The sequence below is a fragment of the Pseudomonas sp. E6002 genome (assembly GCF_013385565.1).
Lineage (GTDB): Bacteria > Pseudomonadota > Gammaproteobacteria > Pseudomonadales > Pseudomonadaceae > Aquipseudomonas.
In genome coordinates this window covers 134744-151580 of the sequence record NZ_JACAPT010000023.1, presented here as the reverse complement: position 1 = coordinate 151580, position 16837 = coordinate 134744, and the positions used below count along the sequence as shown (strand labels likewise).

Genomic DNA, 16837 nt, shown 5'->3' with positions numbered 1-16837 from the left:
TCTTTATCTTCCTTGTAATGGGCTTTCATCAAGTTTGCGACTCTGCCAGCAAGCACTGCGCAACCGCTGTAAGCCGTGCGCACACGCCTCGAATCTGCGTGGTGGCGTATGTATCCAGCGGTGCGTCGTACAGGGTGTTCTCCCATGCCTGACAAGCGCTGGACAGTTCCCCGGCACGCACACTGGCCAGCGCGCCGTTGAGGCTGTGCAAACGCTCACGTACGAGGGTGGCATCGCCGGCCGTCAGGCCTTGTTCGATCTGCTGCACATCCACCAGCAACGTGTCGGCCATCAGTTGGCGCATGGCCGGGGAAAGCTCGATCCAGCCTTCGCGGTCCCGGTCCACCTGCACCACCGGCAAGGCCGTGGCTCGCCGGCAGTGCGCCATTAACGCCTGGCGCAGCATGCTCAGGCTCAGCGGTTTGACCACCCACGCGTTCATGCCCACCGCCAGGCAACGCTCGCCCTCCTCGCGCAGGGCATTGGCGGTGACGCCGATGATCGGCACCTGGACGCCTTGTTCACGCAACGCGCGGGCCAGGTCGTAGCCGTTGAGGCGCGGCATATTGATGTCGGTGATCACCAGGTCGAACGGCTGCGAACCCCAGATTTGCAGCGCATGCTCGCCGTCACGCGCTACGGTGGGGTGGGCGCCAAGGGCCTCGAGCTGTTCTTGCAGCACGGCCTGGCTGACCGGGTTGTCTTCGGCGACCAGCACGCGCACGTTCAGGCACGGTGCGTCCAGGCACGGCGGCATCGGCGGTTGTTCCGCAGAGGGCAGGGTTTCCTGAAGCACCGGCAAGGTGATGAACAGCGAAAAACTGCTGCCCAACCCTGGCTCGCTGACCACGCGCATGCTGCCGCCCATCAACTCACTCAAGCGCGAGCAGATAGACAGGCCCAGGCCGGCGCCATTGCCGTCCTGGTCGCCCGCTACCTGATAAAACGGCTTGAACAACTGGTCCAGCGCCTTTTCCGGAATGCCCACGCCGGTGTCAGTGACCTGCCATTGCAGGGTCACTTTATCGTCAAGTAGTTGCTGCACCATCAGGCGCAAACGCACGCGCCCGGAGTCGGTGAACTTGATCGCGTTGCCCAGCAGGTTATGCAGGACCTGCCGGATGCGGCCAGCATCGCCAAGCAGTTGCGGCGGTAGCAGCGGGTCGATCTCGGCATCGATCTGCAAGCCTTTATTGCGCGCGGTCGCGCTGAACGCCAACACCGATTCCGCCACCAACTGGCCCGGGCTGAACGGCGCCGCTTCCACGGCCATTTGCCCGGATTCGATTTTCGATACATCCAGTACGTTGCTGATCAACTGGAACAGCACAGTGGACGAACCCTGGATAATTTCCAGGTAGTGGCGCTGGCGCTCGCTCATGTCGGTCAGGGCCATCAGTTCCAGATTGCCGAGCACGCCGTACAGCGGGGTGCGGATTTCATGGCTCATGGTTGCCAGGAACACGGTTTTGGCCTCGTTGGCTTCGGTGGCTTCCTGGCGCGCCTGGGTCAGCAACTGGGCTTCGTCCACGTGTCGGGTGATGTCGTTGCAGCCGCAGAGGAACACGTCCTCACCTTCGTACCGCGCCGCCACCACCACGACCTGCAAGTACCGCCCCTCCACCGCCAGGCACATCTCGCCGGGGGTGTCCGGGCCATCGTTGGCCTTGAGCACGTCGAGCAGCGGTGCGGTGCCCTGCAATTGCAGCGCGCGCTGGTTTTCCAGGAGTAACTGGTGATCGCTGCGGCGCACTACGCACAATCCCACCGGGGCGTTGTGCAGCATGATGCGGTTGAATGCCTCGCTCTCGAACAGACGCTCCTGCGCGCGTTGCGCCGGGCTGACGATGCGGGTCTTGTACCAATGGTTGATCCACCAGCCCAGCAGCACGGCCGCCAGAAACGTCAGGCCAAGGCCCAGCAGCGGCCATTTGGCGTAGCGCAGGAAATCCTGATAGCTGATGGCGTACAGGCCGGTCCAGTGCTCGCCACCCTCGCTGAGCATCTTGAAGCGCAAACCCTGGCTGTTGAAGCTCAGGCCCAGGGGCGCCATGTGTTCATCGCCGAGGCTGCCGAGCAACACGTCGCCCTGGGGCGAGATCAGGGTGAACTGGTTGTAGACCGACAGTTGCAGTACTCGCTCGATTTCGTCGACCTGCGAGGTGTCCACCACCGCCGCCAGCGTGAGCAGGCCCTGAGGCTGATTGGCCGGCAATACGGCGGCAGGCGCGTCGAGGCCGATCATCGCGACCACGCTGCGGCTGTTCTGGTACAACTGCGGCGGCGCACGCATCCAGCGCACGCGGCTGTCGGTCAGCAGGAGGCTTTGGCTCTGTTGCAGTTGCTGCAAGCGGCTCACCACGTCGCGGTACTGCTCGCGCAACAATGGCTGGTGCTGGCGCAAGCCGCCCACGCCGGGCACGGCCAGGCTGGCGACGGCATTGGGGGTGAACACGAACAGCTGCGGCGAGGCGTAAAACGAGCTGGCCCAGTAGCCGCCGTAGTAGTCAGTCAGTTGCACGCCAAACGCCAGTGCCCGGCGCGTGTCATCCGCCGAGAACGTCTCGGCGTGGGACAAGGTGAAGGGTAGCGACATCGCAAACCCCTTGGCCTGCAACACCACCTGCCCGCCTTCGTGCTGCAACTCCACCACCGAGGTCGACTGCACGGCCGGCAGCGGCGGCGCGTTGCTGCGGCTGTAGCCACTGGCCACGTTGCGCAGGAACGCCTCGTGCTCATGGATGATCTCCACCACGCGGGCGAAGTGGAACTCGACCTTTTCCTGTTCAGCGTCGAGCAACCGCGACACCGCCCAATAGCAACTGCTGGACAGCAACAAGGCGAGCCCCGTGAGCAATAACAGGGCTTTGTTCAAGCGTTGAGAGCTTTGCGCCAGCTTGTCCAGGCGCAGACTTGCATGTTTCATCGTCAGTACCGCAGAAGCCTGAATCAGGATATGGGGCCTATGCTTGATCCCGGCATTGGCCAATAACGCCCGGCTGACCGGGCGACCCTTCCTTCGGGCTTCTTGACTGTGTGACCCTGGCCACTCACATAAGTGCTGGCGCAGGGCCATCCTCGATTAACAGGGCGCTGAATTTTTCCGCCGCCACGGCATGGGAGATCAGGAAACCCTGCACCTGATCGCAGCGGATACGCCGCAACACCGCCAGCTCCGCCTGGGTCTCGGCGCCCTCGGCGATGGTGGTCAGCCCGAGTTTGCGGCCCAGCTCGACAATGCTTTGCAAGGCCGACGCCAGGCTTTCGTTCTCGGCACAGCCATGCACCAGTGACCGGTCGATCTTGACCTCGTTGAACGGCGTCGACACCAGGTTGAAGTAGGAACTGAACCCCTTGCCGAAGTCATCCTGCGCCAACCCAAAGCCCATCATGCGCAAGCGACATGCTCCAGCGTAGTAGTTACTGGGCAGCCGTGTGGTGGAGCTTTCCATCAATTCGAAGGTAATTTGCCGGGGTTCGGCGTCGCGGCTTTGCACCTGGGCAAGCAGGCGGTCGACCAGGTCGCTCTGGTCGAGCAAATGCGTGGGCAGGTTGATCGACACCGGCAGCCGGTAACCGAGTTGCGCCCACTGGGCCTGGGCGATGAGGGTTTGGCTGAGAATGCAGGTGAGCAAGCGGGTTTCCAGGTCAAGGCGCTCGATGTCGTCAAGAAACGCGCCGGGCATCAATAACCCTTCCACCGGGTGCACCCAGCGTGCCAGGGCTTCGGCGCCCACGATGCGCCCGTCATGCAGGGATTTTTTCGGCTGGAACCACGCCTGGATTTCACCATTGGCCAAGGCGCGCTCAAGGTTCTCCCGGGCATGGCTGACACCCCGGTGGCAACACGGCGTGCGCGCCTGCTCGGCGAGTTTGTCGAGGCAATCGCGCAGGGTGCGCACCTCGCGTTCGCGCACCGGCTTGGAGATTAGCCCGGCGACGGTCAGGCCGAGGTTCCCGGCCACCTGCCCGGCGCCCACCAGCATGCGCCGCGACGCCACGCTCATCAGCGCCAGCGCAGGCGGCGCGTGCATGCGGGCCAAGTGCTGGATCAGTTGCACACCGTCCATCCCCGGCATCATCAAGTCGCTGAGCAGCAGATCGTAGCGCTGTCGGGCCAGGCGTTGCAGCGCGGTGGCGCCATCCCAGACCACATCGACGTCAAACCCGCCGATGGCCTGGAAGACGTTGATCAAGTACTCATGCTGGAAAGGATGGTCTTCCACGATGAGTACGCGATAGGCGCTCAAAGCACCCTCCTCTGATAGCGATGCAGGCACTGGTAGAGGGCGCGCAGGGTGAACGGCTTGACCAGGCAATGATCCATGCCAGCGTTCAGGCAGCGCTCGGCTTCGTCGAGCATCGCGTTGGCGGTGGCCCCGATGATCGGCAGTGAGCAACCCAGGCGACGCAGTTGTTCGGTGAGTTCATAGCCGTTCATGCGTGGCATGTTGACGTCGGTGAGAATCATGTCGAACGCGGTATCACCCCACAATGACAGCGCTTCAATGCCGTCGCCGGCCAGCACCACGCTGCAGCCGAGCTCTTCCAACTGGTCGCGCAGGATCAACTGGTTGATCAGGTTGTCTTCGGCCACCAGCAGGCGCAGGTTGAGGCTGAACTCGGTGGGCTTCTCGCTGATCCTCGGCGACAACAACTCTTCGCTGCCCTGGGCGCGGCTGACCGCGCGGTTGAGCGCCTGCAGGTTGTTCAGGCCGATCTGCCAGGGATAAGCGCCATGCTCGTCGACCGCGGCCATCACCCGCGGCCCGGACCAATGCAGCAACTGGTCGGGCTCGGTCGGGCCGGGATACAGCTCGACCAATACCGCGCCGGGGTCGGCCTCGGCGGACTCCGGCGCACCGAGTTGCGCGCGCGCGCCCCAGCGACGCAACCAGCCGCCAACACTTTCCGCCAGCTCACGCACCGGCGACACCACATACACCCGCTCGCCGAGCAGCGGCTGCGCCCAGGGAGCCTGGTCGTCGTCGTTGACTTGCTCCAGCGGCAAGGTGAAGGAAAAGCTGCTGCCCAGGCCCGGTTCGCTGACCACCCGCAAGGTGCCGTTCATCAAGTGCATCAGGCGCTTGCAGATCGACAAGCCCAGGCCGCTGCCGGCGACCACATTCGCATTGCCGCTGACCTGGAAGAACGGCTCGAACAGGTACCGCTGGTCTTCCTCGGCGATGCCCTTGCCGGTGTCGACTACCTGCCACTGCAACATCGTGCGCTCGCCTTCACGGCTTTCCAGGCGCAGACGCAAGACAATCCGGCCGCTTTCGGTGAATTTCAGCGCGTTGTTCAGCAGGTTATTCAGGATCTGGCGGATGCGTGTGACATCCCCGCTCACGTGGTCGGGCAACTGCGGGTCGAGGCAGGCGAACAACTGCAGGCCCTTGCTTTGGGCGGCGCCTGCGTAGCCCTGGATCACTTCCTGCACCAACTCGATCGGTGAGAACGTGCTGAACTCTAGGGACAGTTGTCCCGCTTCGATTTTCGACACGTCCAGCACATCGCAGATCATTTGCAGCAAGTTCGCCGACGAGCCCTCGATGGCATTCAGGTAGCCACGCTGCTGGCTGTTAAGGTCGGTGCGCGCAAGCAATTCCAGGGTGCCCAGCACGCCATACAATGGCGTGCGGATTTCATGGCTCATGGTTGCCAGGAACAGGGTCTTGGCCTCATTCGCCGCGTCCGCCAGCGTGCGCGCCTGCTGCAGGGCCAACTCCACCTGCTTGCGTTCGGTGATGTCGCTGAAGGCGCAGATCAGCACCTCCTCACGCTGGTAACGGGTTGGCGCGAAACTCAGGTACAGGTGACGACCGTCGGCCATTTGCAGCTCGTCGGTGCTGCTTTGTTCCGACTCATCGAACGCGCGGCGAATCCAGCCGTGACACAGTTGCTGGCGCTCGTGGCCGTTGCCCAGCCATTGCCGGGACAGGGGGTTTTCCAGCACTACCTCGCCGTCGCTGCGGCGCAGCACGCACAAGGCCACTGGCGCGATGCGAATCACCGCACTGCTGAATGCCTCACTCTCCACCAGCGCTTCGATGCGATTGGCTGCCGGGATAATCAAACGCTGATCGATGCGCCGCACCAACCGCACCATCAACAAGCTGGCCGCTGCGCACAACAGCAGGCACAGCAACAACGGCATGGCCAGGCTGGGCAACAGTGAACTCAGCTCCAGGCTGTAGACGATCTGCCACTGGGAGTAACCCAGGTGCTTGCGAATGGCCAAGCGATCCGGCAGCCAGCGGCTGCCTTCCCAACCAAAGCTGGCCGTGGCGTGATACTGGCGCAGCACCTGCGCAGCCGACGGTTGATGAGGCGTGCTGCTGAAAATCAGCTGCCCGGCGCCGTCAAGCAACATGAAGTCCCCGGCTTTTTCATGCTGCAGGGCGTTGATCAGGTCCGGGCCGTCCACCTCCAGCCCGAGCCAACCCGACGTGGGGCTACGGTCGTCGAGGCGGGTGAAGATGTATAGCGGTGAATCCAGGCGGCTCTGCTCAGTCAGCCACAACTCATCGCTGACCGAGACCTTGCCGGTGTCCACCGCCATCAACCGCTGCAATACCGGCTGCGGCACATTCTCCGGGGCCGCCCCAACGGTAAACAGGCGCTCCACCACCGGCTCGGCGCGCTGCGCGACGTAGATCAGGTTGACCTGGTTGACCTGCAGGTAATCAAGCAGGCGCCTAGTCAGCCAAAGGCTCCAGATATTGCCCGCCTCGCCCAAGGTGATGTGCAACTCTTCGGCCGGCACATTATTGAGGTTGCCCACGGGTGGCGTGACATGACGAACCGTCGACAGGCCGAGGCTTTTGAGCAGCGTCTGGCGGCTGACAAAAAAACTCTGCGCATCGGAAATCGCCTCATTCATATAACTGCGCCGTAGCGAAATTTCCTCATTCAACGCCGCACGCAAGTAGCTGTAGGCACCCACATACACGCCGAGCACCAATGCCAGGGCAAACAGCCGCAACAACTTGCGCGCGGCCTTGGGCGTCGAAAAAGAAGAGTCGAGTGGTTGCAGGAAATGTTTGAGCTTCATCGCCAAAAGAGTAAGCGTGGCGAGAGGGTAGTTGAATAAGACGGATCTCAAAGCCCCGCACTGCTTGCGCCGATGGAACTCTCGCGCAACACGCTGTTCTAGACACCTTCGTCGCTGCTTGCGTAGCATCGGCGGCTGTCCTTCGTGCACTTCATCAAACAGAGTTACCCATGACTATCCAGCAAACACCCGGGCACGTGCTGCCCGCGCGCAGCGCCGCCAAAATGGAAGCGGCCATGGCCGTGGGCGCCTTTGCGATCGGCACCGGCGAATTCGCCATCATGGGGCTGATGCCCGACATCGCCCACAACCTCAATCTCAGCGAACCGCAAGTGGGCCACGCCATCAGCGCCTATGCGCTGGGCGTGATGGTCGGCGCCCCGCTGCTGGCCATCCTCGGCGCCAAGTTGCTGCGTAAACACATGCTGCTATTGCTGATGGGCCTTTATGCCCTGGGCAACCTCGCCACGGCGTTTACCCCAACCTTCGGTTCGCTGGTGGCCTTCCGCTTTATCAGCGGCCTGCCCCACGGCGCCTACTTCGGCATCGCCGCCGTGGTCGCCTCCAGCATGGTGCCCAACGACAAACGCGCTGGCGCCGTCGCCCGCGTGATGATGGGCCTGACCCTGGCCATGCTGCTCGGCAACCCCATCGCGACCTTCCTCGGTCAACACTTGGGCTGGCGCTCGGCGTTCGCGCTGGTCAGTGCCATCGCCCTGTGCACCATCGCGCTGGTCTGGCAATTCGTACCGGACCGCCACGACGAACCCCGCAGCGACCCGCGCAAAGAACTGCGCGCCTTCACCAAACCGCAGGTGTGGATGGCGCTGTCCATTGGCGCTATTGGTTTTGCCGGGATGTTCTGCGTATTCAGCTACCTGGCGCCGACCATGCTCGAAGTGACCAAAGTCTCGCCGCAGTGGATCCCATTCGGTCTGGCCGCGTTTGGCGTAGGCGGCATCATCGGCAACATCGCCGGCGGCAAGCTGTTTGATCGCCTGCAATTTCGCGCAGTGGGCTGGATTATGGTGTGGTCGATGGCCGTGCTGATTTTCTTCACCTTCGCCGCCAGCTCGCTGTGGAGCGTGCTGCTGGGCATCGGCCTGGTCGGCACCATGATCGCCATGGCCGCGCCGCTGCAAATCCGCTTGATGGACATTGCGCATGAAGCACCGAGCCTGGCGGCGGCGTCCAACCACGCGGCGTTCAACCTGGCGAATGCGCTGGGGCCGTGGTTCGGTGGGATGGCGATTACGGCGGGGTATGGGTGGACCAGCACGGGCTACATTGGCGCGGCTACGGCGCTGGTAGGCTTGGGCATCTACCTGATCGCCCGCCGTATGAAAGGCGGTCACTAAAGCCCTCCCACGATCCAATGTGGGAGCGGGCTTGCTCGCGAAAGCGGTGGGTCAGTCACTGAGTAAATGACTGCCCCACCCGCTCAGTCAGTCATCATGCATCAACCCCGAACCATACTCCCCGTAACTGCTCCCCAGCGCGTTGCCGCCAAAGTTCATCTTGGCGGCCTTGCTGGGGCTGTGGTCGCCAAACGCCTGGCATCCCCCTGAATAACAAGGGTCGCTACTCATGCCAGATGAACCCGACGAACAAGCGGCCAAGAGCAACGTGCCTGCGACCATCACGACTTTGACGAGATTGGAGATCATTTTTCAGTTCCCTTTGGACTGGAGGCGTATGGGTCCTCTCTTAAGGAGGATCCTAGACCTCAAAAGCGCAGGGAATTATGAAACTTTGCTGGATGACAGTATGCGTTCAGGTTGCCGCCTTGGGGTAAGGCGGCAGGGTTCGGCATCAGGCGGTGGCCGTGCTGCCTACAGGCGCGACTTGCTCCAAGGCTCGGTCAACGAGTAGAGCACTCAGGTCGATTAGCTGCTGGATGCCCAAGACTATGGCGCGATGGGGCTCATCGAGGTCGAAAGCCAAGGTCGCGGCCATTTGGTTGGCGGATTCCAGGTTTTCAGCGGCGTTGGCTAGGAGAGTTTCGGTGTCTATGTCAGGGCTGACGACGAATAGGTTGTTGCTTGACTGGTCGGCGGGTGCATCTTCATCAGATGACGGCAAGTAATGATGGATAGCACGCTGAGCCGCAGCTTGAAGCTTGGCGTCAGTGGGTGCAGCAGTTGAGGCATGAGGCGGATTCGGCGTGACTTTGTACATGGCGAAGCTCCTTAACTATTCAGGAACTGCCAATCTCACTTCCACATGAGGGTGGCAGCTGTACGCAGGTGTGGAAGACCAGGGCTAAGGACCCGGCGCACCGAAGTGCCCCGCGCACAGCCGCCAAAACACATGATACAGGCGTGAAAAAACGCCGGCTGGTGTTTATAGGCGATTGCGTCTTAGCTGGTACGGACTTCCACATCCGGCCGCTGTTTTTCCAGCGGTTTGAGGAGGTTAGCGATGCGAAGTCTGAGGGGCAAGCTGAAAAAAGCGTGGGAAATTTCCCGGAGATTTTCGGACCACTTTTTCTCAGAACACACATCAAGTAACATTTCCACGAGAAAAGGGGACAGATTTATTTACTATTGATCTAGCCTCGCACGATCAACCCCAGCCCCTCCAACCCATTCCTGATAAACTGCTTACCCTTCGCAATCTCCATCCCAGATCCCAATGCCCTCAGACATAGCGCCACCGCAAGCCCTGTCCCATCGCTTCAGCGTTGCACCCATGATGGATTGGAACGACTAATCCTAAAACCCTTAAAAAACGGGCACTAGAGCACCTTCGCCACCCACCTGTACCACTTTCGTACCAGCACTACTCCCGCTCACTTACACCGCCTCCCTTTTTCGCTGGCTTTCGCAAATCCGAGAGCTGCCACTGCTATGCTTGATTTCTCTCAAAACGAGCCGCATACCATGGCAAGCGAATACTCACTGACGGACGTGCTGGAACGGATTTATCAAAATCAAATGGCCCTGGAAGCCGCCTTGATGGAGCTGACTCTTTGGGCTGGGCAGCAAAACGCTTTAGAAGTGGGTAAGAATGTTCGAGGGGCGCATCACACGATTGGTGAAAACGCGGGCCACATAAAACAAGGCTTGGCTCGATTGGAAAGGGCAGACCGCACCTAAATGTCAGTTATCAGCCAAGAGCAGTCATTCATTGCTCTACAAAATCAGGGACGATTCACAGTTCAATCTACTCACCGATAACAAATGAGCCACTATCATGGAAGGTATCCCAACCAAACAAACCAAAAATCGCCGCCCCCAAACGTGGTCGCGGAACGAGTTGATACTAGCTCTTGACCTTTTCATGCGTCACCCAGGAGAAAATCTTTCAGAAGATCACTCCGATGTTGTAGAACTGTCCAACTTCTTGAAACGGATGGGGGAGCTAATGGGGTGGTCTATGCCCCAAAATTTCCGTAGTCCAAATTCGATTGGAATGAGGCTTGCGAACTTCAGCCATCTCGATCCCTCGCACATAAACGCGGGTCTTCAGGGGCTTCCCAATGGGGGCAAAGGGTGCGAACTCGTATGGAAAGAGTTTTTCGGTTTCCCCGATAGATTAGCGTCAGAAGCCGCGACTATCCGAGCTGAAGTGGAAGCGGGCCATATCAACTTAATTAGCCACAATTCGGCCACAACGACAGTAACGAGTTATATCACCCGCCTCTGTCAAAATGGATCCAATTGGCAGTACCCCACCAGGAGCGCAGCCGAAGCATCCAATACTTTTTTCTCAAGACACAGCTACGGCCATGAGGAATGGCTTTTTCGATTCGAATGGCAAATTGGCGGCTGGCAATATGGTTTTCTTCAAGGAGTAAATAAGGGCTGGGAGTCACGGCTAGCCCGTGGTGAGCGTGCAGGTGATGTAGTGCTTTACACCCTTACTCCCGATGGGCGCCGCTATGTGGCCCGCATTCGCCATATCGAGTTCCTAGATGAAGCACAGGGCATTGCGGCCTTGGATCACTACAAGCGCGTAGGGTGGTATGACCGCATGCTGGAGGAAATAGACATAGTAGATGGTGACAGGAATGGCTTAGGAAACGGTGAATGGGCCCCTTACGTATTGAATGTTCGTTTTCGCCCAGAAGATGTTGAGTGGTATCCGCCAAACACATTTGCCAAGGCTGGGGATCCCGTGCAGCACTACAATCGATATCAGCTCTTTGAACTCAATCACGAAGATTCCCTGCCAGAAACAGTTAATACACGCCGTCCGGCGCGGAAAGGACAGAATCTCCCTCCCATTCAAGATAGCTATTTCAGGAGTGGCAGTTCCGGACGAGAGTGCTCGCCAGAGCATGGAATAATGCAGGCTACCCTGCATGAAGAGCTGAAGATTGAATACCCTGAGGCTAGCATCGTCTTTGAAGAAAATTTTGTAGATGTCACCGTAACAACGAAAATGGAGAAAATCCTCTTTGAGGTTAAATCAGATTTCTGCACCCGCAGAGTTTTGCGCTTGGCAATTGGTCAACTGCTCGAGTACGCGTACTACTGGAATGAGTTACCAGAAAAAGCGGTTAGGCTGGTTGCGGTTGGTCGGACTGCACTGAGTCCTGAGGACGAGACATATCTCAGATACCTGACGGGAAAATTGAACCTCCCCCTTGAGTATCGCCAGGTCAAGCTGCCGTCTGAGACTTAAGAATGTCTCTAAATCAGTGCCGATGCTCAATCCCATCGGCACTCCTGGAGGCCTTCTCGCTTTTTGATGATGGATTGGAACTACTAATCGTGCAGAGCCTGAAATCCGTGGCATTAAAGCCCTCTCAGAGAAGGCTATACCACTTTTTTACCATCTGCCGTTTCTTCCCTCAGAAAAAATACTTTCTTAAGGCCCCTTCTAGTGGCATTCTGCCCCCCCAACGAACAGACCCAAGCTCGCTTAGAAAAGCTAATGGTGTGACTTATCGGAGCTTTAATTATATTAAACTCCAAAAAATCTAGCCCTACAAACTATAAGACACGGAATTCACATGTCAGCAAAAGTATTAAAGAAATTTGATAGAAGATTTGAATTAAACGAAGAAAGCATTAGAAGAATTTATTCCGACATCAAAAAAAGAGTTCCAGAGGAAAATCATAAGGAAATCATATTTGAGATTTTCAGAGAAGACTCTCTCATTTATAGGACATCTGAGATAGACAGAATCATGTCTGAGGACAACGATTCAACTCGAAAAATAAAAAGCATAAAAATCGAGTACACTGATAACAACCTCAAACTAGAAATATCCTTCGACTCTGAAAATGGCACTCAATTTAGCGTATCCGGGGAAGATAGAGACGCGGTATATCTCCTATCCTCAGAACTGAAAGAATACATACAAAAAGAAGTAGCAAACATCCCTACCCCTAGCGCACCAGTACATAAAATCTTTGTATTTTCATTCACAATAATAGCGCTAATTTTGCTCGCATATCTTTTAACAAAAATCAACAACACTGAAAACACAGAAATCTTGAAATCAATATTAGAAAGCAACGACACAAATGAAAAAATTAATTACCTGATAAACTCAAGAGATTCAAAACAAAATGTCTCCAAACCGTTATTTATCATGTTTGTGCTGCCAATACTTCTATCACTTCAACTACTAATACCTTTCAGAAAAATTTTTTACTTTCTCTATCCTGGCAATATATTTCTTTTTGGCAAACAAATCAGCATCATTGCCAACAGAAGGTCTACGTCGAAGAATATTTTTTGGGGAGGAATAGTCGCATTCATCATCGCCATTTCAACCGGGTATTATTTTTTCTGGCTAGCCAAGTAATTTACCATTAAAAAATGGCCTGTGATATATGAGCATGCACACCTCCCCCTTTGCTATTTTTTTCAGCGAGGGGGAACATTAAAGAGGGTATTAGGGGCACATGACGAATTCCGAAGCAATGAAAGTCTCTTGTCTTGTTCCAAAGCATAAAAGGATTGGAGGCCGTAAAACACACCTCCCAAACATTAGAGACACATGCCTCACAGACTGCGCTATTTCCCTCGTTAGCCCTGAAAAAACAACATGCTAATTTCCCGTTGGTTCTCCGTCATCCGCATGATGGATTGAAACTACTAAATTCAGGAGTCTTTAAAAACATGGCCTTCGGAAACCTTCAACTATTCTCGTACCAATTCTGTACCTCCAAGGCCCGCCCCTCTTGTTATGAGGTAATAGCCGGCTACGCTCTGTGGGTGACTGCTTTACATGAGGCAGATAACGGCCAGAAGCGAAAGCTGAAACATTTCATTGCAATAAGTGGCTTTTCGATATAAAACGCGCGAACCACCTCAACACACTTCCTCAACACTCGATAAATATTAATAAAACATACTAATAAAGGATAAACAATATGTTTTCTTCTAACATTAACGAAGATGAAATTAGAAAACGCATTTTGGATTTCCGGGCCCTCGCGCAAAAAGGAATCAGCGATAAGGACTGTATAAACGCTGTATCTTCAATCTTTGGAAATGTGTACTCATATGTCACAGAAACCAGAACATACGAACAAGGAACAACCTTTTTCCGCGCAAGGGCAATTCCGTCGAATGATACTATTACTCCACCCCGAACAATCCAAAAAGTTGGTGATGCCTGGGAACCACCCCCGCATATAGTTAAAGTGCAAGGGCGACTTAACTCGATCAACCAAAGCATTTTATACTGCTGTGCGGGCGATCCTAACTTGGCAATTGATGAAGCCAGAGCAAGAGATCACACGCATGTCGCAATTATGGTCTATAGGTCGTCCCGACCAATAAGCGTTGCGGTTCTCGGTGATTATAACGGATCAACGCTACCGAAAGATCATAGATCAAATTTGTTTTATTCGTTTTTAGACGAAGAATTTTCAAGAGTTGTACCGACTGGTGAAGAGGCGTGCTACTCCATTACTCGTGCAATCGCCGACACCTATTTTAACTATCCAGGACAAGATGCTTGGTGCTACCGTTCCGTTCAGTCACCAGAAAAATTCAACGTGGCTTTTCTGCCTGGAAGATCAAAATTCAAACTAGATTTGATCGGAGTATTGATTTGCGATCTTAGTGCGTCATCCAATGACGCTCTGAGCGTCAAATTCGTTGTTGATTTCGACAAGAACTCAGGAGACGCCCGCTATCATACAATTGGCTCAGAGGAGCAAAAAAAAATATTTCCTGAGATATCATAAAGGTAAGAACAGCCACCCTCCAAGCCAGCCAAATGCGATATCTCCTGAGCCCCCTCGTTTGTGAGGAGGCTTATTTTCTCTTGAAATGACGGGGTCGTACGGCGACGACAGAGAGATTCGAAAGTACCCGCACCCTCAATCGCTAAGCCGATGCCCCTGAATACAAGGGCTCAAGGGGAAAGGGGACAGATTTATTTAATATTGATCTAGTCTCGCGCGATCAACCCCAGCCCCTCTAACCCATTCCTGATAAACTGCTTACCCTTCGCAATCTCCATCCCAGATCCCAATGCCCTCAGACATAGCGCCACCGCAAGCCCTGTCCCGTCGCTTCAGCGTTGCACCCATGATGGATTGGACAGACAGACACTGCCGCTTCTTCCTGCGCCTTCTCTCCAAAAACGCCCTCCTCTACACCGAGATGGTCACCACCGGCGCGATCCTCCACGGCGACCACGAACGCTTCCTGCGCCACAACGAGGCCGAGCATCCACTCGCCCTGCAGTTGGGCGGTAGCGTCCCCGCCGACCTGGCCGCCTGCGCCCGCATGGCCCAGGACGCCGGTTACGACGAGGTGAACCTCAACGTCGGCTGCCCCAGCGACCGGGTGCAAAACAACATGATCGGCGCGATCCTGATGGCCCACCCGGCCTTGGTGGCGGATTGCGTTAAGGCAATGCAGGACGCCGTCTCGATCCCAGTAACGGTTAAGCACCGCATCGGCATCAACGGCCGGGACAGTTACGCCGAGCTGTGCGATTTCGTTGGCCAAGTGAAGGACGCGGGCTGCACCAGTTTTACCGTGCATGCGCGAATCGCCATTCTGGAAGGGCTGTCACCGAAGGAAAATCGGGACATCCCGCCCTTGCGCTACGACGTTGCCGCCCAGTTGAAGCAGGATTTCCCTGAACTGGAGATCATCCTCAACGGCGGCATCAAGACCCTCGAACAGTGCCAGGAGCATCTGCAGACCTTCGATGGCGTGATGCTGGGCCGCGAGGCTTATCACAATCCGTATTTGCTGGCCGAGGTGGATCAGCAGCTGTTTGGCAGCACGACACCTGTGATCACCCGCGCCGAGGCGTTGGCGCAGTTGCGTCCTTATATTGCCGAACACCTGGCGACAGGTGGCTCGATGCATCACATCACGCGCCACGCGCTGGGGCTGGGGACGGGTTTCCCGGGGGCGCGGAAGTTTCGGCAGTTGTTGTCGGTGGATATTCATAAGGCCAGTGATCCGCTGGCGTTGCTGGATATGGCCGGGGAGTTGTTGGAGGGGCGGTGATTTGGGTGTCAGTGGGTTTATTGGGTGGCTGACACGACGCCTTCGCGAGCAAGCCCGCTCCCACATTTGGATGGGGGGGGATGTCAGGAAGATGGGGCAAGGCTGCTCCCACCGTTTGATCGGGTGGTCATCGGGCAGTTGGGTTGAACCTGCTGGCTGTTTTGGCCTCCTATTGAGCATTGGCCGGTGATTCAAACGGCTGTTTTCAGGTTGTTGCCCTCGCAAACGATCGAATGCATTTGCGCCCTTGAGCGGCTGTCAGCGCTCGGGTAATGTCATCAGACCCACAGGACAGAGCACGCCCATGACTTCCAAGCTGGAACAACTCAAGCAATTCACCACTGTAGTAGCCGATACCGGCGATTTTTCTACCCTCGCCAAGCTCAAGCCGCAAGACGCCACTACCAACCCTTCCCTGCTGCTCAAGGCCGCGTCGATCCCAGGCTATGCCAAGCTGCTGGATGAGGCTGTTGCCGACTGCAACGGCGATGTAGGCCTGGCCAGCGACCGTTTTGCGGTAGCCGTCGGCCAGGAAATCCTGAAAGTGGTGCCCGGCCGCATTTCCACCGAGGTGGATGCCCGTCTGTCGTTCGACACTGACGCCGTCCTCAAGCGCGCCCATCGCCTGATCGACCTGTACGACAAGGCCGGCATTGGCCGTGACCGCGTGCTGATCAAGATCGCTTCCACCTGGGAAGGCATCCGCGCCGCCGAGCAGCTGGAAAAGGAAGGCATCCAGACCAACCTGACGCTGCTGTTCTCCTTCGCCCAGGCCGTGGCTTGCGCCGAAGCCGGCGTGTTCCTGATTTCGCCGTTCGTGGGCCGTATCTACGACTGGTACAAGAAGGCCAACGGTAACGATTACACCGGCTCCGAGGATCCGGGCGTGCAGTCGGTGACGCGCATCTACAACTACTACAAGGCCAATGGCTACAAGACCGTAGTAATGGGTGCAAGCTTCCGTAACCTGAGCCAGATCGAAGAGCTGGCCGGTTGCGACCGCCTGACCATCAGCCCGGACCTGCTGGAAAAACTCGCAGCCGACAACGGCAAGCTGGAACGCAAATTGTCGCCAGGCCATGCGGGCGAAGCTCGTGTGCACCTGACCGAAGCGCAGTTCCGTTGGGAATCCAACGAAGATGCAATGGCCACCGAGAAACTGGCCGAGGGCATTCGTCAGTTCGCCCGCGACCAGGAAAAACTCGAAGCGCTGTTGACCGCCAAGCTCTAAAAACGGCGGCGACAAAAAGGGCGGCACCTGTGAGGGTGCCGCCCTTTTTTTGTATTAGCCGATTTCGAGCCGAACTCAGTTAAAAATGCGGGAGGGGGCTTGCTCCCGAATAC

At 56.9% G+C, this 16837-nt stretch carries 12 protein-coding genes; 7 read left to right on the top strand and 5 right to left on the bottom strand.

Annotation, left to right across the window (positions count from 1 at the left end):
• Window positions 1–28 precede the first annotated feature (28 nt).
• From HX815_RS19325 to HX815_RS19315, 3 genes are all read right to left on the bottom strand, one after another.
• Window positions 29–2926, bottom strand: a complete 2898-nt coding sequence (locus HX815_RS19325) for an ATP-binding protein (RefSeq protein WP_087693699.1) — start codon at window positions 2924–2926, stop codon at window positions 29–31.
• A gap of 124 nt (window positions 2927–3050) precedes the next feature.
• A complete protein-coding gene (locus HX815_RS19320; RefSeq protein WP_177028729.1) occupies window positions 3051–4250 on the bottom strand; it encodes an EAL domain-containing protein in 1200 nt (399 codons plus the stop codon).
• Window positions 4247–7054, bottom strand: coding sequence for an ATP-binding protein (locus HX815_RS19315; protein WP_134325968.1), 2808 nt, complete (start codon window positions 7052–7054; stop codon window positions 4247–4249). Before HX815_RS19315 ends, HX815_RS19320 begins: the two co-directional genes overlap by 4 nt.
• A gap of 170 nt (window positions 7055–7224) precedes the next feature.
• Between HX815_RS19315 and HX815_RS19310 the strand changes: the two genes are divergently transcribed.
• Window positions 7225–8412, top strand: coding sequence for an MFS transporter (locus HX815_RS19310; protein ID WP_087693663.1), 1188 nt, complete (start codon window positions 7225–7227; stop codon window positions 8410–8412).
• 87 nt (window positions 8413–8499) lie between these two features.
• Here HX815_RS19310 and HX815_RS19305 read toward each other — a convergent pair whose 3' ends face one another.
• Window positions 8500–8721, bottom strand: a complete 222-nt coding sequence (locus tag HX815_RS19305; protein ID WP_177028728.1) for a hypothetical protein — start codon at window positions 8719–8721, stop codon at window positions 8500–8502.
• A 145-nt stretch (window positions 8722–8866) separates the two neighbouring features.
• Window positions 8867–9232: a DUF6124 family protein gene (locus HX815_RS19300; protein ID WP_177028727.1), complete on the bottom strand. Its 366-nt coding sequence runs from the start codon at window positions 9230–9232 to the stop codon at window positions 8867–8869.
• A gap of 704 nt (window positions 9233–9936) precedes the next feature.
• Here HX815_RS19300 and HX815_RS19295 point away from each other — a divergent pair.
• The 6 genes from HX815_RS19295 (at window position 9937) to tal (ending at window position 16724) form a co-directional block, all read left to right on the top strand.
• On the top strand, window positions 9937–10152 hold the full coding sequence (locus HX815_RS19295) for a hypothetical protein (RefSeq protein WP_177028726.1): 216 nt from the start codon (window positions 9937–9939) through the stop codon (window positions 10150–10152).
• A gap of 97 nt (window positions 10153–10249) precedes the next feature.
• Window positions 10250–11683, top strand: a complete 1434-nt coding sequence (locus HX815_RS19290) for a hypothetical protein (RefSeq protein ID WP_177028725.1) — start codon at window positions 10250–10252, stop codon at window positions 11681–11683.
• 331 nt (window positions 11684–12014) lie between these two features.
• Window positions 12015–12815 (top strand): hypothetical protein, encoded by an 801-nt coding sequence (locus HX815_RS19285; RefSeq protein ID WP_177028724.1) that lies wholly within the window; start codon window positions 12015–12017, stop codon window positions 12813–12815.
• Between the two features lie 571 nt (window positions 12816–13386).
• Window positions 13387–14208: an RES family NAD+ phosphorylase gene (locus HX815_RS19280; protein ID WP_177028723.1), complete on the top strand. Its 822-nt coding sequence runs from the start codon at window positions 13387–13389 to the stop codon at window positions 14206–14208.
• Between the two features lie 289 nt (window positions 14209–14497).
• Window positions 14498–15493: a tRNA dihydrouridine(20/20a) synthase DusA gene (gene dusA, locus HX815_RS19275; RefSeq protein ID WP_177028722.1), complete on the top strand. Its 996-nt coding sequence runs from the start codon at window positions 14498–14500 to the stop codon at window positions 15491–15493.
• A gap of 304 nt (window positions 15494–15797) precedes the next feature.
• Window positions 15798–16724 (top strand): transaldolase, encoded by a 927-nt coding sequence (gene tal / locus HX815_RS19270; protein ID WP_008437618.1) that lies wholly within the window; start codon window positions 15798–15800, stop codon window positions 16722–16724.
• The last annotated feature ends 113 nt before the right edge of the window (window positions 16725–16837 follow it).